The sequence below is a fragment of the Myxosarcina sp. GI1 genome, assembly GCF_000756305.1.
In the GTDB taxonomy this organism is placed as follows: Bacteria; Cyanobacteriota; Cyanobacteriia; order Cyanobacteriales; family Xenococcaceae; genus Myxosarcina.
In genome coordinates, this window is record NZ_JRFE01000014.1 from 742,788 (window position 1) to 763,753 (window position 20,966).

The 20,966-nt window shown below is 40.7% G+C and carries 20 protein-coding genes; 15 read left to right on the plus strand and 5 right to left on the minus strand.

Annotation, left to right across the window (positions count from 1 at the left end; genetic code table 11):
• The first annotated feature begins 16 nt into the window (after window positions 1-16).
• The 6 genes from KV40_RS10205 to KV40_RS10230 all read left to right on the plus strand — a co-directional run bounded on the left by KV40_RS10205 (window position 17) and on the right by KV40_RS10230 (window position 4,489).
• Window positions 17-502, plus strand: coding sequence for an allophycocyanin subunit alpha-B (locus KV40_RS10205; RefSeq protein WP_036480499.1), 486 nt, complete (start codon window positions 17-19; stop codon window positions 500-502).
• Between the two features lie 262 nt (window positions 503-764).
• Window positions 765-1,244: a hypothetical protein gene (locus KV40_RS10210; protein ID WP_036480501.1), complete on the plus strand. Its 480-nt coding sequence runs from the start codon at window positions 765-767 to the stop codon at window positions 1,242-1,244.
• A gap of 12 nt (window positions 1,245-1,256) precedes the next feature.
• Complete coding sequence (locus tag KV40_RS10215) at window positions 1,257-1,631, plus strand: tetratricopeptide repeat protein (protein ID WP_036480504.1); 375 nt, start codon at window positions 1,257-1,259, stop codon at window positions 1,629-1,631.
• Between the two features lie 236 nt (window positions 1,632-1,867).
• Window positions 1,868-2,923, plus strand: a complete 1,056-nt coding sequence (argC, locus tag KV40_RS10220; RefSeq protein ID WP_036480507.1) for an N-acetyl-gamma-glutamyl-phosphate reductase — start codon at window positions 1,868-1,870, stop codon at window positions 2,921-2,923.
• 39 nt (window positions 2,924-2,962) lie between these two features.
• Window positions 2,963-3,814 carry an amino acid ABC transporter substrate-binding protein gene (locus tag KV40_RS10225; protein WP_036480510.1) on the plus strand — a complete coding sequence of 284 codons (852 nt, stop codon included), beginning with the start codon at window positions 2,963-2,965 and terminating at the stop codon, window positions 3,812-3,814.
• A gap of 3 nt (window positions 3,815-3,817) precedes the next feature.
• Window positions 3,818-4,489 (plus strand): GNAT family N-acetyltransferase, encoded by a 672-nt coding sequence (locus tag KV40_RS10230; protein ID WP_036480513.1) that lies wholly within the window; start codon window positions 3,818-3,820, stop codon window positions 4,487-4,489.
• Window positions 4,490-4,554: 65 nt separating this feature from the next.
• On the opposite strand, the gene KV40_RS34860 is transcribed toward KV40_RS10230, so the two are convergent.
• On the minus strand, window positions 4,555-4,725 hold the full coding sequence (locus KV40_RS34860; RefSeq protein ID WP_156114002.1) for a CsbD family protein: 171 nt from the start codon (window positions 4,723-4,725) through the stop codon (window positions 4,555-4,557).
• Between the two features lie 308 nt (window positions 4,726-5,033).
• On the opposite strand from KV40_RS34860, the gene KV40_RS10235 reads away from it, so the two are divergent.
• Together KV40_RS10235 and KV40_RS10240 are read left to right on the plus strand one after the other, a co-directional pair.
• The gene (locus KV40_RS10235) at window positions 5,034-6,890 is read left to right on the plus strand and encodes an ABC transporter ATP-binding protein (protein ID WP_036480516.1); all 1,857 of its coding nucleotides are present in this window, start codon (window positions 5,034-5,036) and stop codon (window positions 6,888-6,890) included.
• A 411-nt stretch (window positions 6,891-7,301) separates the two neighbouring features.
• Window positions 7,302-8,783 (plus strand): ammonium transporter, encoded by a 1,482-nt coding sequence (locus KV40_RS10240; protein ID WP_036480519.1) that lies wholly within the window; start codon window positions 7,302-7,304, stop codon window positions 8,781-8,783.
• Between the two features lie 245 nt (window positions 8,784-9,028).
• On the opposite strand, the gene KV40_RS10245 is transcribed toward KV40_RS10240, so the two are convergent.
• Window positions 9,029-10,204 (minus strand): class I SAM-dependent methyltransferase, encoded by a 1,176-nt coding sequence (locus tag KV40_RS10245; protein WP_036480521.1) that lies wholly within the window; start codon window positions 10,202-10,204, stop codon window positions 9,029-9,031.
• A gap of 669 nt (window positions 10,205-10,873) precedes the next feature.
• Between KV40_RS10245 and KV40_RS10255 the strand changes: the two genes are divergently transcribed.
• The 3 genes from KV40_RS10255 to KV40_RS10270 all read left to right on the plus strand — a co-directional run bounded on the left by KV40_RS10255 (window position 10,874) and on the right by KV40_RS10270 (window position 13,890).
• The gene (locus KV40_RS10255) at window positions 10,874-12,787 is read left to right on the plus strand and encodes a fumarate reductase/succinate dehydrogenase flavoprotein subunit (protein ID WP_036480526.1); all 1,914 of its coding nucleotides are present in this window, start codon (window positions 10,874-10,876) and stop codon (window positions 12,785-12,787) included.
• Between the two features lie 7 nt (window positions 12,788-12,794).
• Window positions 12,795-12,995, plus strand: a complete 201-nt coding sequence (locus KV40_RS10260) for a hypothetical protein (RefSeq protein WP_036480529.1) — start codon at window positions 12,795-12,797, stop codon at window positions 12,993-12,995.
• A 682-nt stretch (window positions 12,996-13,677) separates the two neighbouring features.
• Window positions 13,678-13,890, plus strand: a complete 213-nt coding sequence (locus KV40_RS10270; protein WP_036480532.1) for a hypothetical protein — start codon at window positions 13,678-13,680, stop codon at window positions 13,888-13,890.
• A 102-nt stretch (window positions 13,891-13,992) separates the two neighbouring features.
• On the opposite strand, the gene KV40_RS10275 is transcribed toward KV40_RS10270, so the two are convergent.
• Both KV40_RS10275 and KV40_RS10280 read right to left on the minus strand, forming a co-directional pair.
• Entirely contained in the window at window positions 13,993-14,841 is an 849-nt protein-coding gene (locus KV40_RS10275) for an IS630 family transposase (RefSeq protein WP_072013741.1), read from the minus strand.
• A complete protein-coding gene (locus tag KV40_RS10280) occupies window positions 14,826-15,104 on the minus strand; it encodes a helix-turn-helix domain-containing protein (protein WP_036476788.1) in 279 nt (92 codons plus the stop codon). Before KV40_RS10280 ends, KV40_RS10275 begins: the two co-directional genes overlap by 16 nt.
• 37 nt (window positions 15,105-15,141) lie before the next feature.
• On the opposite strand from KV40_RS10280, the gene KV40_RS10285 reads away from it, so the two are divergent.
• Complete coding sequence (locus KV40_RS10285; protein WP_081942819.1) at window positions 15,142-15,501, plus strand: aspartyl protease family protein; 360 nt, start codon at window positions 15,142-15,144, stop codon at window positions 15,499-15,501.
• Window positions 15,502-15,695: 194 nt separating this feature from the next.
• Window positions 15,696-16,661, plus strand: a complete 966-nt coding sequence (locus KV40_RS10290) for a D-glycerate dehydrogenase (protein WP_036480534.1) — start codon at window positions 15,696-15,698, stop codon at window positions 16,659-16,661.
• 6 nt (window positions 16,662-16,667) lie between these two features.
• On the opposite strand, the gene KV40_RS10295 is transcribed toward KV40_RS10290, so the two are convergent.
• Window positions 16,668-17,099, minus strand: coding sequence for a GFA family protein (locus KV40_RS10295; protein ID WP_036480535.1), 432 nt, complete (start codon window positions 17,097-17,099; stop codon window positions 16,668-16,670).
• Window positions 17,100-17,185: 86 nt separating this feature from the next.
• On the opposite strand from KV40_RS10295, the gene KV40_RS10300 reads away from it, so the two are divergent.
• Both KV40_RS10300 and ppc read left to right on the plus strand, forming a co-directional pair.
• Entirely contained in the window at window positions 17,186-17,377 is a 192-nt protein-coding gene (locus tag KV40_RS10300) for a hypothetical protein (RefSeq protein ID WP_036480537.1), read from the plus strand.
• Between the two features lie 485 nt (window positions 17,378-17,862).
• Complete coding sequence (ppc, locus tag KV40_RS10305) at window positions 17,863-20,955, plus strand: phosphoenolpyruvate carboxylase (RefSeq protein WP_036480539.1); 3,093 nt, start codon at window positions 17,863-17,865, stop codon at window positions 20,953-20,955.
• Window positions 20,956-20,966 lie beyond the last annotated feature (11 nt).

Sequence of the window (20,966 nt, forward strand, 5' to 3'; positions counted from 1 at the left end):
AATCTATCACATAATTATGAGCGTAGTTAGTCAAGTTATTCTTAAAGCAGATGATGAACTCCGCTATCCTAGTAGCGGCGAACTAGAAGGAATCAAAAAGTTTTTAACAACTGGTGAAAAACGAGTCCGTATTGCTGAAACTCTAGCAGACAATGAAAAGAAAATTGTCGATAAAGCTGGAAAAGAACTATTTAGGATACACCCTGAATATCGAGCGGCAGGTGGCAACGCCTTCGGTCAGAAAAAATACAATCAATGTCTGCGTGATTTTGGTTGGTACTTAAGACTTGTTACCTATGGCGTTATGGCAGGGGATATAGAACCAATTGAAAAAACAGGCTTGATTGGAGTTAGAGAAATGTATAATTCTCTGGGTGTTCCCCTACCAGGTATGGTTGATTCCATTCGTTGTTTGAAACAAGCGGCATTAGGTCTGTTAAGTAAAGAAGATGCACAAGAAGCAAGTCCTTACTTTGATTTCATTATTCAAAGTATGTCCTAACTGAATGGACATCACAAATTGTCTAGATCGCTAAATAGTGCAATCGCAGCAACCGATAGAATAGACTATCGCTAGCTGTCAAATAGAACTTTAATAGTTCGCAACCAAGTCATAAATATATTTATTTAGTTACTTGGTTCTCATACAGAGCAGCATTAGTAGGTAGACAATCGGTGATAGGCAGTATATGAAGTCTGGTAATAGCTAACTTGACTTAAAATATACTTGTTTGCGATCGATTGTCTATAACTAATTGCCACTAATGCTCTGGTCAAAAAAAATTCCTTGGCTATCATCAATCTTACTTTTACTTACCTATGGAGTTTTTGGTTGGTCTTATACTTCGTGGGGGACTTCTGTAATCGAGTCGGGAAGTTTATTTCAGGCTTTAGAAAAAGACTTGGCAACGATTTTCCTCTACAGTGTGGGCGGAGTTTTAATTATTTTACTGGCGATCGCCTTTACCGCTCCTATTTCTTTGATGACCATAAGCCTTTCTACTTGGCTCAGGTCAGAAACCAGAGCTTTTTTATCGATATTTATTGGTGCTTTTGCATTTGCCCTAATCGTTCAAAAAATAACTTTATTTGCTAATTTTCTATTGCTGTTGTCTGCTGCTTTATTAGTAAAGCTAGATTTGCAGCTAGCAGGATACACACGCTGGTTGTCTTGGTTATTACTAACTACTCTTTGTTTGTTAGGCTTTGCAGGGGGTATACTGGCATTCAATATCTTGAGGTAAAGTAGTTATCTTATGAAAAACAAAACATTCCAGCGTATTATTACTCTAATTTTTGGTTTGGCATTTATTGGCTCGACGGGGGCAATAGTACTGGCAGGTTTGTTTGACAACCAAAAGCCTGTTGCAGAAACGGCAGTCAATCCGCAGTCTTCAGAAAAACAAATTCAATCACAAATTCGCGGTTATGAAAAAGTACTAGAGCGCGAACCAGAAAATTTAACCGCACTCAACGGACTGGCACAACTATATCTACAAACAGGAAATGCCGAAGCAGCGATCGCGCCATTAGAAAAGTTAGCTCGACTACAACCGCAACAGCAAGAATACCAGCAAATTCTTCAGGTACTAAAGCAACAGCAAAATTCAACAATTGACAATGAGCAATGAACAGTGAGCAATCAAGTTTGTACTCGGCAGTTCAAAGTTGGTAATAGAAAATTGTTCATTGTAGTTCTGCTCATTGTTCATTGATAATTGCCTTACCCTACTGCTTAAAAATTGCCGAAAATTCTAAATACTTTCCAAACATCTCGAAATCGATTTAGTATTATCCTTGACTAAAAATTATTGTCCATTCGACCAAAAATTAGAATAAGCGATCGATACTATCAACCGAGAAAATTATGAGCGAATCAAAAAAAACTGTAGGCATTATTGGTGCATCTGGATATGGCGGGGTACAGTTAGTCAGATTATTACTAGAACATCCACAAGTAGATATAGTTTATTTAGGAGGAGATAGCAGTGCTGGAAAACAATTTGCCACTCTCTATCCCCATCTCGCTCATTGTGTCGATCTTGGTATCGAGGAGATCGATATAGACAAAGTCGCTGCCAGATGCGAAATTGTCTTTTTAGGTTTGCCCAATGGTCTTGCCTGTCAAATGGCTTCTGCCCTAGTAGAAAAAGGCTGTAAGGTTTTAGATCTCTCAGCAGACTATCGTTTTCAAGATCTTAATACCTATACCAACTGGTATAAAAAAGAACGAAATGATGGCGCGATCGCTGCTACTGCCGTATATGGGTTGCCAGAACTCTATCGCGATAAGATCGCTCGTTCGCAATTAATCGGCTGTCCTGGTTGTTACTGTACTGCTAGCTTACTCGCTCTTTCTCCCTTACTCAAACAAGGACTAATTTTACCCGAAACGGCAATTATCGACGCTAAATCAGGAACTTCTGGCGGTGGTCGTCAGGCAAAAACCAATCTCTTATTAGCTGAGGCTGACAACACTCTTTGCGCCTATGGAGTAGCCAGTCATCGTCACACTCCCGAAATCGAACAAATTTGCAGTTCTTTAGCTCGTCAAGAAGTCAAAGTTCAATTTACACCCCACCTCATACCAATGGTGAGAGGAATTTTAGCTACCGTTTATGCTACCTTGCGAGATCCGGGTTTGGTTAGAGAAGATTTACTAACAATTTATTCGGCTTTTTATCGCTCTTCTCCCTTCGTGAAAATTCTCCCCAACGGTATTTATCCCCAGACTAAATGGGCATGTGGTACCAATCTTTGCTATATCGGCGTAGAAGTAGATTCACGTACCGATCGCGTTATTGTGATGTCGGCTATAGATAATTTAATTAAAGGACAGGCAGGTCAGGCAGTACAATGTTTGAACCTGATGATGGGTTGGGAAGAAACTCTAGGTTTGCCTAAATTGAGCTTCTATCCTTAAGGCGATTTAACATCATACTAAATAAAATTGATTTGCAATATGCGTAGGAAACTAGCATCTTTTTTGGCTGGCAGTCTTGGTTGGTTATGTTTCTCTTTTGCTGCCAATGCAGAACCCATTTTAGAAACAATTCAACGCACTGGAGTTGTTAGAGTTGCCATCAGAGAAGATGCCGCGCCTTTTGGCTACTTAGACAGCAATGGAGAGTTGCAGGGGTATTGTCTCGATTTTTTTGTGATTCTAGAAAATCAGTTGAGTAAAAAACTAAAGCGGAATACTTTAATTATCAGGCTGCTCAAGTCAAACGCCAGAAATCGCTTTCAATTAGTAGCAGACGATTTGGTCGATCTAGAATGCGGTCCTAATACCATTAATGAAAATCCTCCCGATGGCACTCAATTTTCGACAGGTTTTTTTGTTTCGGGTACCCAATTTTTGATTAAGCAAACAAATGCCTCAGAATTAGATCTTAACGGCGATCTAAACGATATTAAAATTGGAGTATTGGGAAATACTTCTACAGAAAAGTTTTTGCAAAATCGCTATCCTTCAGCACAAATAGTGAGGTTTGGCGGTACTACGGGTAGAAGTCGCGGGGTACAGGCACTACAGCAAGGCAGAATCGCAGCAATGGTTAGCGATGGTATCTTGTTAAGAGCAGAAGCACAAATTCAAGATTTTTCCCAGCAAGAATATCCGCTAATTCCAGAACCGCCTTTGACCTGCGATCGCTATGGAATGATAATTACAGGCAACGATCCCGAATGGCAGGAGTTTGTCAACTCGGTAATAGATAGTTCCGTGTCGCAAAGATTGCTAGATAATTGGTTTGGAACTTTTATTACTGATGCCAAAAGCTCTAAAAGTTTATGTCAGGTGAAGTCAGAATAATTTATGAGCGATCGCTCCTTAAGATTTAAGATTAGACCGTTAAATACGAAAGACTCAAATGAAGTTTTTTTACTCAAACAACAAGCGACTTACGTACTCAATTCACCCGACTATACTCCCGAACAAATAGCGGCTTTGTGTAGACCCAGTTGGGAAAAATTCAACTTAGAAAATTTAAAAATTACTGATAGCGTAGCTTTGTTTGTAGCTAACTCTACTGCTAGCAACAAATACGCAAATAATTTTATTTCTATAGTTGGCGAGAGTGAAGACAAAATTATTGGGTACGGTTTTTTACAGGTAGATAATTTATCATGGGTTAACAACGGAACGCTCTTTGAATTATTCGTTCATCCAGATTACGCACGTCGTAGTGTAGGCACAAAATTGTTACAGCATTTAGAAGTTTATGCTAGAGAACATGACTGTAAAGTAATATTTGTTGGAGCTTCACTTACAGCATTACCTTTTTACAAATCTTGCAACTATCAAATAATAGAGTATGGTAGCTATGAGCGCGATCGCGTAAAAATACCTGTAGTTTTTATGGAAAAATGTCTGGTCGAGCTTACTGAAATGGAACGAGTTTATTGGCGGGCAACAGAAGAGTTTAATCGCAATGCAGGTTGGTTGTTCGATGAAACGGCAGGTTTGCTCAGACAAACATCTGGTTAAAAAACAAATGCGCCAACAATAAGTTAACGCATTTAAAAAAATATTTTATTTTTATATCGAAAAAATTATCCTTTCTTTTTTGCTTCGGCTTGCTTGGCTTGCCCTTCTTTAACATCTTGAGAGTCGTTATCCATTTTACCGATTGCCTCTTGCACTTTTCCTTCAATTTTTTCGCTTCTTGCCTCGGCTTTTTCTACAAGATTTTCAGCAGGATTTTGGTTCTTTTCGGTAGCCATATTATTAAATTACCTATATGTTGTTTTGAAAGAGCGTAGTTTCAAGAAAAAACTTGTAACTATCGATCGCTCATCGAGCTTATTTCATTTTCAAGTTAGCAGTTATCAACTATGTCTTGCTCTATCGTGAGATTGAATCTATAAAATATCATTCGATAGTATTAGTCTAAAAAGCGAGGTGGGTAAAGAAAAAGCTTTTATGGCGATCTCCGACATTTGAAAAAATTTTGCCCATCCTACAATTAATTTTTACTTTTTACTTTCTGAGTATCGGTTAGAATTCTGTTAAAGTTTGCCCTAACTATACTATGCACGATCCCGTTCTAGACGTTCGCCAGCTACAAGTACAGTTTTTAACCGAAGATAAACCCGTCGTGGCAGTAGACAATTTGAGTTTTCAACTGCGACAGGGAGAAAAATTGGGTTTGGTGGGTGAGTCTGGTTCTGGTAAATCGGTCACTTCACTAGCAATTATGGGTTTGATTGCTACTCCAGGAAAAGTCACTCAGGGAGAAATTTGGTTTCAACCAGATGGCGCTCGCCAGGTAGATTTATTAAAGCTAAAGGAAGCTCAGAGAAGAATCTATCGCGGCGGACAAATTGCCATGATTTTTCAAGAACCGATGAGTGCTTTAAACCCCGTATATAACATTGGGTTTCAGCTTACAGAAGCAATTTTACTCCATCAACAAGTTACTTCAGCCGAAGCAAGAAGAAAAGCTATTGCCTTACTACAGGAAGTGCAACTGCTGCCTAATGACGAACGACTAGAACAACAATATTTATCGGAAAATCCCGATCGCCGCAGCAGCGATAAAGAAATTTCTAATTACGTCAATCAGCAAAAGCAAGCGATGCTCAAACGCTATCCTCACGAACTTTCTGGAGGACAACTGCAACGGGTGACTATCGCGATCGCGATTTCTTGTAATCCCAAAGTTTTAATTGCTGACGAACCCACAACAGCTTTAGACGTTACCGTTCAGGCGACAATTTTAGATTTATTACGGAACTTGTGTCGCAAGCGCGGCATGTCACTAATTTTTATTACACACGATTTGGGAGTCATCGCCGAACTTGTAGACTCCGTAGCGGTAATGTATCGTGGCAAGGTTGTGGAAACGGGAGAGATTGCCGAAGTTTTTACTAATCCCCAGCATCCCTATACTAAAGGTTTACTCGCCTGTCGCCCTCGTTTGGATCTGAAGCTGCAAACCCTGCCTACCGTAGCTGACTTTATGCAGTTAGAACCAGGGCAAAACGGAGAAGTAATTATTAAAGAAAAACCTACAGATATTAACCTACATACAGCAACGGTTACTGTTGAAGAACAAGAAGCTAGACTGGTTAGATTGTGCGCCCAACAGCCTTTAGTAACTGTCGATCGCCTGCGGGTAGGTTTTCCTGTTAAAGGAGTATTGGGGCGCACTCAACGTTATTTTATGGCGGTAAAAGACGTATCTTTTGAGGTTTATCCAGGAGAAACTCTGGGCTTAGTGGGAGAATCTGGCTGCGGCAAATCAACTCTGGCAAGAACTCTATTACGTTTGATCGCTCCTTTAGAGGGCAAAATTGTCTTTGATGGTGACGATATTACCAACCTATCGCTTAAAAGCCGTAAGTTACGTAACCTCAGACGGCAAATGCAAATTGTCTTCCAAAATCCCTACAATTCTCTCAATCCTCGTATTACTATCGGTAATGCGATCGCCGAACCTCTAAAGGTTCACCAAATTAAATGCAATCGTCGTAAGCGAGTTGCCGAACTGCTAGAACGTGTTGGCTTGAACCCCGACTTTATCAATCGCTATCCCCATGAGTTTTCGGGCGGACAGCGACAGAGAGTCTGTATCGCTCGCGCTATCGCCTTAGAACCGCAATTTATTATCTGTGACGAGTCGGTTTCGGCGCTAGATGTTTCGGTACAGGCGCAAGTATTAAACCTACTTAAAGAACTACAAAGCGAACTGGGCTTAACCTACGTTTTTATTTCTCACGATCTCAGCGTGGTTAAATTTATGAGCGATCGCATTATCGTAATGAATCGAGGCAAAATCGAAGAAATTGACACTGCCGAAGCAATTTATCGACATCCCAAAAGTCACTATACTCGCCAATTAATTGAATCTATTCCCACAGGAAAATTTAGCCGATCTAGCAACTAGAAAAATCGCTTATAAATCAATTTAAGCGGTAAAACTATTTCATAACATATCGTTATTTATTTAAATAATTTGTTACCTAAAATTTATTAGATTTAGGGCGATTTAATCCATTACAGCCCAGCGAAAATATGTCAATAGTGTATCTAAAAATTCACAATTTTCAAAACTCTCTAGCTATTTAACTGAGTTTTAGACTGTTTTAATACACTAGCATCGCTAAATATTAAATTTTTTGTAAAGAACAAATGTTGCGAATGTATAAAGTCAAATATTGTATCTTATTTTTGTCTTTAAAAAGTAACGCTTTATACGGAAAAACAGTTAAGAAACCCAGAAACTAATGTGAATTCAGTTTGTTATTTTAAACAAGCTAACTTTATATGTTATGTGCCGAGACTATTTGAAAACTAAATGAATTTTCAGCTCATAGAACAAAAAATACGAAAACCTAAAAATAGAAGTAATACAACTTCATTTAATAATTCGTTACCAAAACCATTAAGAGTTATATTTAGTGGTTTTACACCTTACTGGCTAGCCTGTATTCCTCTATCTGCCGCGATCGTGCTGATTTGGAATACTGCCGCTAAAGCTCAAGGATTCGATCCACCAGAAGATGTAGAACAGCTAAGAGTAGTATTAGACTCGATATTTTTATTGTTTGCGTCGGTTCTGGTTATTTTTATGAATGCCGGATTCGCAATGCTAGAAACTGGCTTTTGCCGTCAGAAAAACGCCGTAAACATTCTCGCTAAAAACCTGATTGTTTTTGGTATTGCTACCATAGCTTACTGGGCGATTGGCTATGCGTTTATGTATGGTGAGGGAAGCAGCTTTATCGGTTGGCAGGGCTTTTTCTTTAATGGCGATCCTGCAGCTTACGGCAACGATCCCTATCCTGCGGCAGTACCCGAAGCAATTAATTTTTTATTCCAAGTTGCTTTTGCCGCTACCGCAGCAACAATCGTTTCTGGGGCTGTAGCCGAGCGAGTTCACTTTAGCTCCTTCCTGATTTTTAGCTTCCTCTTGGTAGGAGTTTCCTATCCAATTACAGGTCACTGGGTTTGGGACGGCGGTTGGTTGAGCGAAATGGGCTTTTCTGACTTTGCTGGTTCTACCGTAGTCCACTCAGTTGGCGGTTGGGCAGCTTTAGTCGGTGCGGCGATGTTAGGACCGAGACTTGGTAAATATCAGGCTGGTAGAATCAGTGCCTTACCAGGACACAACATGGGTTTTGCTACTCTAGGCTGTTTGATTTTGTGGATTGGCTGGTTTGGTTTTAACCCTGGTTCGGAATTAGCAGCAACTGCTAACGTTCCTTACATTGCTGTAACTACCAACCTGGCAGCAGCAGCAGGAGGCGTACTCGCTACTTTTACTTCTTGGATTAAAGACGGCAAACCAGACCTATCGATGATTATCAACGGGGTTTTGGCTGGACTAGTTGGAATTACCGCAGGTTGTGCCGACGTTAGCTATCTATCAGCTATTATTATTGGCGCGATCGCTGGTATCATCGTCGTTTTTGCTGTAGCCTTTTTTGACAGTATTAAAATTGACGATCCCGTTGGTGCAACCTCTGTCCACTTAGTTTGTGGTATTTGGGGAACTCTAGCCGTAGGTATTTTTGGGACTGGTAATATTCTGACTCAAATCATCGGTATTTTAGCTATCGGTGCCTTTACCGTTATCTTCAGCGCGATCGTTTGGGGTATATTAAATGCCATATTCGGCATTAGAGTTACCGCAGAAGAAGAACTGCGCGGTTTGGATATCAGCGAACACGGTATGGAAGCTTACAGTGGCTTTGTTAAAGAAGCCGATGTTTTGGCTACTGGTGCTACCACCACACCTATAGGTTCTTCAGAAATAGGCAAGCCTACAGAATTTTAATTGTATCGGTAAATTTATTTTATTAATTATGGGGTTTAGACGTTGTCTAACCTCTTTTTTATTTTGTTTTATATGAAATACTTGAATATTTACTACCGATGGGCCAACAAATCTTCTTACTCCTGACTCCTGTTTATTGAACATTAAACATCGAACGAGGTGACATGTGCCAAGGTTTTCTCCGCAACTTGTGACAGCTGTGAAACCTCCGATGCGCCTCTTGCCGCTTTTGACTTTTGCTATATCTAGCGCATCGCTGGTATTTTCAAACCCCTGAGCGAACTACTATTAGCCACATCTTTGCCTTGGATTAGCACTCCAAAACTTCCCAATCCCGTAGGCGAAATCAGTTGATGCAGAGCATCACGACGTTTAAAAATTTGGTCGGGACTGAATTCACCGCTAGATAATTTGTTCAAGCGATCGCTTAATCCTAAAGCCATTAGAAACATTCCCTGTTTGGTAAAGCCAATATTTTCTAAGCCTAGTAGCTTTCCCTGACGTTCTAAAGCAGTAAAGTCAACGTGGGTAGTAAGATCTTGCTCGCCCAAATTTACATAAGGATTATTATGTCGGCGGTGTCGATAGTAACATTGCAGTGTTCCCTGGCTTCGCTGCGGATGATAGTATTTCTCTGCGGTGTAACCATAGTCGATAGTAATTAGGTAGCCTTTTTTTAGCTTACGGGTAATGGTTTTTAGCCAATCTAACGCTGTGAGATTTACTTCTGTACGGTAGTTGTCGGGGTATCGCTCTGAGGTTAAATCTAAATCTAGAGCGTTAAAATAATCTTTTAGCTTAGAAGTAGACAACTCTCCTACTACTTCTGTTAGTTGGTTTTCTCGAACGGTTAAGTATACTTCTTTTAACTTTTGCGATCGCACCATAAGTTGATGAACGGGAAACGCATCGACAAGTTCATTAGCAAAGCAGCAGCCAACAATATAGTTATCTGGTATTTCTGCCCACGTTTTCCAAGTAAGATTTAGATCGCTAAAAGACTTTAATAATTTTTGCTGACGAGCAATCAACGCTGGCGATCGCTCGATAATAATATATTCTAAAGCTTTAGTAAAATCAAGCTCGTTTTCTCGCACATAAGCCAAAATATCTGCTGCCAAACTGCCATTGCCCGCTCCCATTTCCACAACCGTAAAGCGATCGGGACTACCTAAGTTTTGCCACATTTCCACCAGCTGAGTTGCCAGCAGTTCGCCAAAATCTCTACCTAAAGAACTAGAAGTAAAAAAGTCTCCCGCACTACCGATATTAGCCACTCCCGAACTGTAATAACCAAACTGCTGATGATATAGAACTAAGTTCATAAATTCAGCGAAAGTAATGCGCTGTTGGGAAGAAGTAGTTATTTGTTGAAAAATTACTTTCGATAATTCTTGAGAATTAGAAGCTACTGCATTCATATTTTACTGAAGGTCTACGTTTAGTCTGATATAAATAGCTTAAAACACAATAAATACGGCGTTTTTCAGATTGGTTGAGTACAGATCGAAACCTGCCTTTAAGATTTAAAAAACTGAGACAGAGAACTAAAAAAAAATCCCTCCTGCTTCATACGCCCAAACGCAGGGATATTTCCATGCTTTTATCTGTACCTCGGACGACGGAGAAATACTGTAGTTATTCGTTATCTAGCTTACAAAAATTCGTCCCAAAATGCCGACCACTTTTGCTCTGAAATGAATAGGCTCGCCAGCATTAATAAGATAAGGACTGGTATCGCGAGCGACAGTACGAAAATTTTAAACAATAAACTTGGTTTTGCTCGCTTAAAAAAGACAATTATACTTGAAGCCGAGCGCAGTGTATCTAGTTTCATTTATTCACCTCGCCTAACAACTTTTAGAAGACGAAATTTAGCTTTTGGAGCGACAATTTTATAGCGTCTATTTTGCTAGGTGTTTTTTTAATTTTAGCTATAGCAATCCAAAATGATTCATGAAAATTTTTTATTGCTTTTTGCTTTGATCGACTAAATAAATTAGTCTGAGGCGATCGCCCTTGGCATTAGCTTAAAATTAACTATAGAACTAAGAATAGTATTTACCTCAGACGCGATCGCAACTGTATCCATGAAACTCGACTCCAAAATTCCTTCTGGCAACCTACAAGAAAAATGGGACAACTATAAAGACCACTGCAAGTTAGTCAGTCCCGCCAATAAAAAAAAGCACGATATTTTGATTGTCGGTACGGGTTTGGCGGGGGCTTCGGCAGCGGCTACCCTGGCAGAGTTGGGTTACAGCGTTAAAAGCTTCTGCATTCAAGATTCTCCCCGTCGCGCCCACAGCATTGCGGCACAGGGAGGAATTAATGCCGCAAAAAACTATCCCAACGATGGCGATACGGTATGGCGGTTATTTTACGACACGATTAAAGGCGGTGACTATCGTTCCAGAGAAGCTAATGTCTATCGCCTAGCGCAAATTAGCAATCAGATTATCGACCAGTGTGTGGCACAAGGCGTACCGTTTGCTAGAGAATACGGCGGCTTACTGGCAAACCGTTCCTTTGGTGGAGCGCAGGTATCCCGTACTTTTTACGCCAAGGGACAAACGGGACAACAATTACTTCTTGGGGCTTATAGTGCCATGTCGCGTCAAATTGCCGCAGGTAAAATTCAGATGTTTCCCCGTCGAGAAATGCTCGATTTGGTATTAGTTGGGGGTAAAGCTAGGGGCATTATCGTTCGTAACTTAGTAACGGGTGCGATAGAAAGATATGTAGGCGATGCCGTATTGCTTTGTACTGGCGGCTACAGCAACGTGTTTTATCTTTCCACTAACGCTAGAAACTCCAACGTCACGGCGGCTTGGCGTTGTTACAAACGCGGCGCACTATTTGCCAACCCCTGCTATACCCAGATTCATCCTACCTGCATTCCCGTAGCGGCAGACTATCAGTCCAAACTAACTCTAATGAGTGAAGGTTTACGCAACGATGGGCGGGTTTGGGTGCCAAAAACATCAGGAGACAAACGCCACCCTCACCATATACCCGAAGCAGAACGAGACTATTATCTAGAAACTAGATACCCTAGCTTTGGTAACCTCGTACCCCGCGATGTCGCTTCGCGTAACGCCAAACAGGTAACGGATGAAGGTAGAGGTGTTGGTAAAACTGGTTTGGCTGTCTATCTCGATTTTCGCGATGCGATCGCCAAACAGGGAAAAAAGACGATAAGCGATCGCTACGGCAACCTGTTTCAAATGTACCAGCGCATCACCGATGAAAATCCTTATGAAGTGCCGATGCGGATCTATCCTGCCGTACACTATATTATGGGTGGCTTATGGGTAGACTACAACTTGATGAGTACCATTCCTGGCTTGCACGTTCTAGGAGAAGCTAACTTTTCCGATCACGGTGCTAACCGTTTGGGTGCAAGTGCTTTAATGCAGGGTTTAGCCGATGGTTACTTTGTTATTCCCTACACTTTAGGTAACTACATAGCAACGACAGATTTACCACCAGTAGACACTAACGATGCTGCTTTTGAAGAAGCCGAAGCTACGGTAAACAATAAAATAGCCAAACTAATTAACATTCAAGGTGAAAAAACCTCTACCGAGTTTCATCGCCAGTTAGGAAAAATACTTTGGGACTATGTAGGAATGTCCCGTAATAAAGCAGGATTGGAACGGGCGATCGCTCAAATAGCCGAACTGCGACAAGAGTTTTGGCAAAACGTCAAAATTCCCAGCAACTCCCACACCATCAACAAAAACCTCGAATTTGCAGGTAGAGTCGCCGATTTTCTCGAACTAGGAGAATTAATGGCACGAGATGCATTAAACAGAGAAGAATCTTGTGGCGCACACTTCCGCGAAGAATATCAAACCCCAGAAGGCGAAGCCAAACGCAACGATAAAGATTATTCTTATGTTAGTGCGTGGCAGTACACGGCTGATGAGGAAAAGCCAGTAATGTATAAAGAGCAGTTGGAGTTTGACAACGTGGAGTTAACTCAGCGTAGTTATAAGTAATGTTGATATGATAGTGTCTCAATTACTCAAGCACATAGAACAAGAAATTAGTCGCAAGCGCAAAGATCTAGATATCTGGCTTGAGAATTCCTATGCTGGAAGGGAACACCTCCGCTACTACGGAGAAAATGACGCTAGTTATCCACTCTGGGGTATAATTGAGTCGCTTGTTGGTTCTGTGTTTGACTGCTACTTACCCAATATTTAAGCACCTCTTCAATTAATTCATTGCTATTCTTTATTTCTCGCAGCGACGAACTCGGCATAATTATCGCTTGGTTAGCATCAAAAAAGGGAGGTTCTTTTTCAGGATGTGGCGACTTATTGTATTCTGACTTTATATTTCTATGCGAACAAGCACTAATTCGTAAAGAAGACTATTGTGACTATCAATTAGTATCGTGCTTTAAAAAACTTGAATCACTCGACGAAACTGCAATTTCAATCTTACATAAATTTTTTAACAGAAATGATTCTTACACTCGCCGTGTAGTTTTACATACGTTTGCACATTTCGCACTTCCACAAACTATCGATCTGGCTGTAGAGCTATGGAACACAGATGATTGTGAATTCGCTAAACTGGACTGCTTGGAAGCTCTTAAAAAATTTTCCGAAGCAAAACCGCTATTTAACACCTATTTAAAAGACTATCAGAATCTATTTAATATTAATGCCTGTGAATATCGACGGTCAAACATTCTCTATTTAACATCCGAAAATGATACATGAATGTTTATTTACATTAGAGCTTTTTCAGTACGAAGTATCTAATTGCCATAAAAAATAATAGCTGTTAATAAATTTAGATAGGCGGTCGCCTTGTCCTTAGCTCTCAATTCTAGAGTATATGTGAAAAAATAAATTAGATAGCAAGTCCGTTTAAATTTATGTCATTAACAGAACTTTTGCCGACTTTAAAAAATTTACCTCGCGCAGATAAGTTAAAAGTGATGCAGTTTTTAATTGCAGAACTAGCTCAAGAAGAAGAACCAAGTCTACAACCAGAAGCAACTTATCCAATTTGGTCGCCTCTTGACTCTCATGAAGCCGCTCACAAGTTAGCTCGACTTTTAGAATCCGAGCAACCAAATAATGATTGACGCTCAAAAATTTAGCTTCAGACAGGGATTTGATGCTTTTGGTATCCCAGACGCACTACCTCAAATACCATTAACTTTAATTTATCGAAACTTAAACCGCATCTACTTTGAAAACCGTAGTTTTTCTTCTTCTGGATCGAGGTGTTTTTTAACCCACAAGCGATCGCTTAAAAACAGTGGAGTAGTATTAATTAGATGCTGAAAATCAGCAACAGCAGAAATTAACTCTTGTTGTTGGTCATAACAAACATGATAAGTTATGTCTTCTCTGAGCCATTGCCAAAGATGTTCGACAGGCATAAAATCTGGGCTATAGCCAGGTAATTGTAGAAGATGGATGTCCATTGCTGATGCTGCCTCGGTGACCACTTTAGCACGATGATATGGTGCGCCATCCCAAACCACAGTTATTTGTTGCTGGGGAAATTCGACTCGCAACTTTTTGAGAACATCAATGGTATTAATTTTCTCTGCTTTCTCATAAGGAAAAATTCTGGTTTGCGCCTGATTATAGAGGTAAACACCATAAAAAGAGACTTTCTTTCTTCCAGGAGAACTAGAGCTGACCCAAAACCTTTCTCCCCGAATTGACCAACCGTAACCTTCATCGGTATCTAAATGTATATGGGCTTCATCAATATAGATAATTAATCGCTTTTGATGAAGTGCATCCTCTAATAATTCAGTAATTTGTTCGACAAATTCAGCTCTTTTGGCGGTATTGCCTTTATTAAGCAACTTCTTCGCTTTCTTCCAGGAAAAACCCATCTGCTTAAGAGTTTTTCTGACTGTCTCTCGACAACAATTTATCTTCCACTTCTGTTTCAGCCAGTGGACGAATCTTTTTAACGTCCAACGTGGAAACCCTTGAGATTTCCTCCCTCTTTCTTGTGGTGCTAATGCTGACCTTAAAAGAGCTTTCTGGATTTGATTCCCTAAATCTTTTCGCACCGTTTCGGAAAAAAAGGGTTTCTTCCTCCCGTTCTTTGATACTCGACGGCTTTGAGACCTTCTTGATTATAACGATGCACCCATTCCATTACTGTTTGGGGATTTCTTCGGGTTTGTTCCCCTACCTTTGTAGCACTTTTCCCTTCACTAATTTCATACAATGCCATCAGTCTCTCTCTTGTTCGAGGATGTTTGGCAGCCAATGCCTCTGTTCTTAATAACTCTTTGCTTTGATTCCAACGAGCGTAATCTACTTTTAACATCAAATCGATCTTATTTTTCTTCTCTTAATCAGCCTATTTGATTTTGAGCCAAAACTCCAGTTTTCAAACTGGACGGGGTTTATCAGTAGAAGTTCTAGCATTACTAGATACTGGAGCAAGCGTCAATGTATTGCCTTATAGTCTTGGACTTGAGCTTGGTGCTGTTTGGGAAGAACAGACAACTTCAGTGACTTTAGCTGGTAATTTAGCATCAGTTGAAGCCAAAGGTTTACTATTGTCTGCCAAAATTGCCAATTTTGAGCCAGTTAGGTTGGTTTTTGCCTGGAGTCAATCGGACGATACACCACTATTACTCGGTCGAATGAATTTTTTCCTTGAATTTGATGTTTGTTTTTATCGTTCGCAATTACTATTTGAAGTTTGTCCCAAATCTTGAGATTGTTTATTAAATTTGTCAAAGAAACTGAAAAATAACTGTTAAAAACTTTAGTCAGGCGATCGCTTCTCGCTAAAAATTTCACAACCCCGTACGGGTAACCCTAAAGCAGTAGTCGAAATCAAATATTAAGACAAACTTTACTAACGGCATGGTAACGTTCGATCGGGTCTATTAAAAAAATAGAGGTGGCTATGACTCGACCGACAGTATTAGTAACGCGGAAACTACCACAAGCTGTAGAAGAGCGTTTGATAAAAGATTATCAGCCTTTACTCAATAAAGAAGATCGCCCTCTTGCTACGGAACAATTATTGTCAGACAGCAAAAAAGCAGACGCTTTAATAATTACAGGTCAAAATCATTTGAGCGAAGAAACAATTGCTCAACTACCCGAACGCCTAAAAGCGATCGCTACTTTTTCTGTAGGATACGACCATATCGACCTGGAAGCAGCCGAAAAGCGTGGTTTTGCCGTAATCAATACTCCTGGAGTTTTAACCGATGCTACTGCCGATGTAACCTGGTTATTACTTCTCGCTGCTGCACGTCGCGCTCATGAAGGAGAACAGCTTATAAGACAGGGGAAGTGGAGCGATCCTCGCCCTACTCAGTTACTCGGCACTGAGGTTACGGGAAAACGTCTGGGTATATTAGGCATGGGTCGCATTGGTAGAGCGGTTGCCAAAAGAGCCAAAGCTTTCGATATGGAAGTTCACTATTGCAATCGCCATCGGCTTAGTTCGGAACAGGAGGCGGGAGCAATTTTTCACGATACTCCAGAAGATTTGCTTGGGGTAAGCGACTTCTTGTCTTTCCACTGTCCTGCTACCCCCGAAACCGAAAACTTTTTGAACGCCAGACGGATCGAACTACTACCCGACGGAGCAATTATTGTTAATGCCGCTCGTGGCAGTTTAATAGTAGATGAAGACTTAATTGCCGCCCTGCGATCGCGCAGAATTTTTGCTGCTGGCTTAGATGTCTTTGAAGGAGAACCCAATCTCAATCCTACTTATCGATCTTTACCCAATGTGTTTTTGTTACCCCATCTTGGTAGTGCTACGGTAGAAACTCGCACACAGATGGGATTTTTAATACTAGACAATTTAGATGCTGTCTTTGCAGGCAAACAGCCTCCTAATAATTTAGTTAGTTAAAAGTTATTACGTTGCCGATGGAGGCGCAAATTGGGCAAATACTTCTTCGCCCGTCATGTTTTTAGTTTTGTTGGCAAAAGAGTAGTATTCTGGCTTTTCGTCGATAAAAACCTGATGCTCTAAAATAAGTTCTTTTTCATTATCAAAAATACCTGCTGGTATATAGTATTGACAGTTTTGTTTGAACCTATAAAATAAATGGCTGCCACACTGCTTGCAGAATCCGCGTTCTGCCCATTCTGAAGACTGGTAAACCCCAATATTTTCTTCACCAGAGAAGCTAACGTCATTGCTACACTCTACTGCCAACAAAGCTCCTCCACCCCATTTACGACACATATTGCAGTGACACGCCGCTACATGAGGATTCATGCTAGTCATAGAAACGCTTACTGCTTTGCAGAGGCAATTACCCTTAGCAACATTTGATTCAGACATATTGTTCCCTTTTTAGGTAAATATAATAAATATAATAATAGAAACCAATAAAACTATTACTCACACATTAAACTACACAAACAACCGTGAAACCTAACAATACTTCCTGCATATTTTCTTTTCTGGGATTGAGTTTGGCAACTAGTCCATTTATTTTCAGCCTGTTAATTGTAAAAATTTTAGCTGATGCTCTAAACGATTTAGGCAAAACTAGCGAAGAGTTATTTCGCTCGGAGCGTTTACCAATACTAAATTTTCCAGAAATGAATCGCGATTGAAAGAAAATAACTAAATGGTAGTAAAAATAACTGTTTGAGTGTTTAAAAACACGGTAAGACTTGAGAGAGTTGAGTCAAACGAAGGCAGAAAGTTAGTCTTACTAAAAGGTACTACTGTCGTCAGACTACCTCAAAATTTTCTCAAGCCCTGCCTCATTTTGAGGTTGTAGTTTGCTGGAAAATTCTCTCGCATGGGTGATTGTCACGGTCTTCGAGAGATATTTAAATTACCAAATGCTCTTTAAAATTTTAGTTTTGTTTTCAACGATTTTTAATCGGCGCGATCGCGCGATCGCTAAGAGCGACTTGCACCTCTTACTGACAATAGTTGACAGTTTAAAGAATAAATATAACTTTACTTATTACTCTATAAACTGATATTTAATAGAAAGCTCGATTATTTTTTATTATCTAGTAACAACAACTAGCAGTCTTTTGGAAATTGCGATTGAGCCAAATAATAGCATAGCAAAGGTGTTCTGTATATGAGTACGGTTTTACAAACTTCACAAACTTCTCGATCGACAATCGATCCTATTTCTCCCTCACATATAGTTTTACGCCATCGTCAAAGATTAGTAGAAGATTTGTGGGAAAGAGTATTGCATTCAGAATGCGGTAAAGAGATGGTAGATTTGTTGCAGAAAATGCGTACTCTTTCTTCTCCCGAGGGACAAGCTACAGATTTACCTCAATCTTCTGTTACCCAACTAATTGAAAAACTGTCTCTTGAAGATGCAATTCAGGCTGCACGCGCCTTTGCTCTCTATTTTCAGTTGACTAATATTGTCGAACAGCATTACGAACGCAAAGAGCAGCAACTTTCACGACGTACTATTAATAATCAGCTACGTTCTGAGACTAATGGCAATAGCGATCGCTTGAATGTGTTAGCGGCAGCCAACGAAACTTTACCAATAGTTTCAGAAGCAGAACTTCGCGGCGAAAATAGCTTAATTGATTCGCAAAATCACTTTTTCAACAAGTCAGCGACTTTCAACTGGTTATTCCCCTATCTAAAAAAGATTAATATGCCGCCTTTGATGTTGCAAAGGCTTTTAGACCAGTTGGACATTAGATTGGTATTTACAGCCCATCCGACTGAGATCGTACGCCACACGATTCGTAAAAAACAGCGACGCATTTCTAGTATTTTGCAACAGCTAGATGCAGCCGAAGAGGCGATGGAAGAAATGGGCTTGAGTAATTCGTGGGAGAGCGAAGAAGCGATCGCGCGACTAACTGAAGAAATTCGTCTGTGGTGGCGCACCGACGAACTGCATCAGTTTAAGCCTAAAGTTTTAGATGAAGTAGACTATGCCCTGCATTATTTCCAAGAAGTTTTGTTTGATGCTCTACCTCAACTGGCGACTCGTCTCAAACAGTCTCTGGCTAGTTCTTTTCCCGGGCTGGATGCCCCCACCCACAATTTTTGCTACTTTGGCTCCTGGGTAGGTAGCGATCGCGACGGTAATCCGTTTGTAACACCAGAAGTAACCTGGGAAACTGCTTGTTATCAAAGAAGTATCGTTTTAGAAAAATATGTTAAGTCGGTCGAGCAGCTGAGAGAATTACTCAGCTTATCGCTACACTGGAGCAATGTTTTACCAGAGCTACTCGATTCTCTAGAACAAGATCGGCTTCAGTTACCAGAAATTTACGAACGCTTGGCAATTCGCTACCGTCAAGAACCCTATCGTCTCAAACTTACCTATATCGAGCAGAGATTAAAAAATACCAAAGAGCGCAATCAGTTGTTAGCTCAAAGTTTTAACAAACCATTTAAATCCGAACTAGAGGATGAAAGAGCTTATCTTTCGGGTGCCGAGTTTTTAGCCGAACTCAAACTAATTCAGCAAAGCCTGGCCGAAACTAGCCTTAGCTGTCGCGAACTGGATAATTTAATTTGTCAGGTAGAGGTTTATGGCTTTACCCTAACCGAATTAGATTTTCGTCAAGACTCTTCTCGCCACTCCGATGCCATTTCAGAAATAACCGAATATTTACAAATTTTACCCAAACCTTATGAGGAGCTATCGGAAGAGGAAAAGTCAGCGTGGTTGGTTAGAGAGCTGCAAACCCGTCGCCCTCTAATTCCTGCTGAAATGCCTTTTTCGGAAACTGCTTGCGAGACTATTGAGACACTGCGAATGCTGCGTCAGCTACAGCAAGAATTTGGCACCAGCATTTGCCAGACTTACATTATTAGCATGACCAACTTTGTGAGCGATGTTTTAGAGGTAATGCTACTGGCTCAAGAGGCGGGACTGTACGATCCCGCTACAGGAAGAACTTCGGTAAGAATTGTACCTCTGTTTGAAACCGTAGAAGACCTCAAACGCGCTCCTTCAGTAATGCGAGAGTTATTCGAGCTACCCCTGTATCGTGCCGCTCTAGCAGGAGGATATCAAAATTTACCGCAGACCAAACCCTCAGAAGGTGAAATTGATATTCCCTCTTTAGAGCCTACCAATTTACAAGAGGTGATGTTAGGCTACTCCGACAGCAACAAAGATTCGGGTTTTTTAAGCAGCAATTGGGAAATTCATAAAGCGCAAAAAGCCTTACAAAAAGTTGCTTCAGAATACGGTGTCGCTCTACGAATTTTTCACGGTCGCGGCGGTTCGGTCGGTCGCGGTGGTGGTCCTGCATACTCAGCAGTTTTAGCGCAGCCTACAGATACCATTCAAGGCAGAATTAAAATTACCGAACAGGGTGAAGTCCTAGCCTCTAAATACTCTTTACCAGAACTAGCACTTTATAATCTAGAAACTATTACTACTGCAGTAATTCAATCGAGTTTATTGGGTAGTGGTTTCGATCGCGTCGAACCCTGGCATGAAGTTATGGAAGAATTGGCAGCCAGGTCGCGCACCGTATATAGGGCTTTAATTTACGAACAGCCAGATTTTGTCGATTTCTTCCACTCCGTAACTCCAATTGACGTAATTGGTAAGTTACAAATTGGTTCTCGTCCTTCCAAACGTCCTGGTAAAGGTGGTGGCAAGAAAAAAGATATGAGCGGTCTGCGAGCTATTCCCTGGGTGTTTAGCTGGACGCAAAGCCGCTTTTTACTACCAGCCTGGTACGGTGTCGGCTCGGCACTACAGGAATTTCTAAACCAAGAGCCAGAGAAAAATCTCGATTTGCTACAGTATTTTTACTTTAAATGGCCCTTCTTTAGAATGGTCATCTCTAAGGTAGAAATGACGCTGGCAAAAGTCGATTTGCAAATTGCCGAGCATTATGTTAACAAATTATCGCTTCCAGAAGATTTAGAGCGGTTTAAAAAATTGTTCGACCAAATTTCTCAAGAATACTATTTAACTAGAGATTTGATTTTAACAATTGTGGGTCAACAGCGTTTGCTCGATGGCGATCCCGAACTACAGCGATCGGTACAGTTGCGCAATGGTACAATTGTACCGTTAGGATTCTTACAGGTAGCACTAATCGAGCGATTGCGCGAACACGATCGCTCTCAAGCCGTTCATTTTCGCTTTAGTAAAGAAGAGTTACTGCGCGGGGCGATGTTAACCATCAACGGTATTGCCGCTGGCATGCGTAACACGGGCTAAAGAGATTGGGG

Excerpts from the sequence above, each read along its gene's own strand:
- KV40_RS10205 (WP_036480499.1), top strand. The coding sequence starts at position 17 with ATGAGCGTAGTTAGTCAAGTTATTCTTAAAGCAGATGATGAACTCCGC.
- KV40_RS10225 (WP_036480510.1), top strand. The coding sequence starts at position 2,963 with ATGCGTAGGAAACTAGCATCTTTTTTGGCTGGCAGTCTTGGTTGGTTA.
- KV40_RS34860 (WP_156114002.1), bottom strand. The coding sequence starts at position 4,725 with ATGGCTACCGAAAAGAACCAAAATCCTGCTGAAAATCTTGTAGAAAAA.
- KV40_RS10230 (WP_036480513.1), top strand. The coding sequence starts at position 3,818 with ATGAGCGATCGCTCCTTAAGATTTAAGATTAGACCGTTAAATACGAAA.
- KV40_RS10290 (WP_036480534.1), top strand. The coding sequence starts at position 15,696 with ATGACTCGACCGACAGTATTAGTAACGCGGAAACTACCACAAGCTGTA.
- KV40_RS10245 (WP_036480521.1), bottom strand. The coding sequence starts at position 10,204 with ATGAATGCAGTAGCTTCTAATTCTCAAGAATTATCGAAAGTAATTTTT.
- KV40_RS10240 (WP_036480519.1), top strand. The coding sequence starts at position 7,302 with ATGAATTTTCAGCTCATAGAACAAAAAATACGAAAACCTAAAAATAGA.
- KV40_RS10295 (WP_036480535.1), bottom strand. The coding sequence starts at position 17,099 with ATGTCTGAATCAAATGTTGCTAAGGGTAATTGCCTCTGCAAAGCAGTA.
- ppc (WP_036480539.1), top strand. The coding sequence starts at position 17,863 with ATGAGTACGGTTTTACAAACTTCACAAACTTCTCGATCGACAATCGAT.
- KV40_RS10235 (WP_036480516.1), top strand. The coding sequence starts at position 5,034 with ATGCACGATCCCGTTCTAGACGTTCGCCAGCTACAAGTACAGTTTTTA.
- KV40_RS10210 (WP_036480501.1), top strand. The coding sequence starts at position 765 with ATGCTCTGGTCAAAAAAAATTCCTTGGCTATCATCAATCTTACTTTTA.
- KV40_RS10215 (WP_036480504.1), top strand. The coding sequence starts at position 1,257 with ATGAAAAACAAAACATTCCAGCGTATTATTACTCTAATTTTTGGTTTG.
- argC (WP_036480507.1), top strand. The coding sequence starts at position 1,868 with ATGAGCGAATCAAAAAAAACTGTAGGCATTATTGGTGCATCTGGATAT.
- KV40_RS10255 (WP_036480526.1), top strand. The coding sequence starts at position 10,874 with ATGAAACTCGACTCCAAAATTCCTTCTGGCAACCTACAAGAAAAATGG.
- KV40_RS10280 (WP_036476788.1), bottom strand. The coding sequence starts at position 15,104 with ATGTTAAAAGTAGATTACGCTCGTTGGAATCAAAGCAAAGAGTTATTA.
- KV40_RS10260 (WP_036480529.1), top strand. The coding sequence starts at position 12,795 with ATGATAGTGTCTCAATTACTCAAGCACATAGAACAAGAAATTAGTCGC.
- KV40_RS10270 (WP_036480532.1), top strand. The coding sequence starts at position 13,678 with ATGTCATTAACAGAACTTTTGCCGACTTTAAAAAATTTACCTCGCGCA.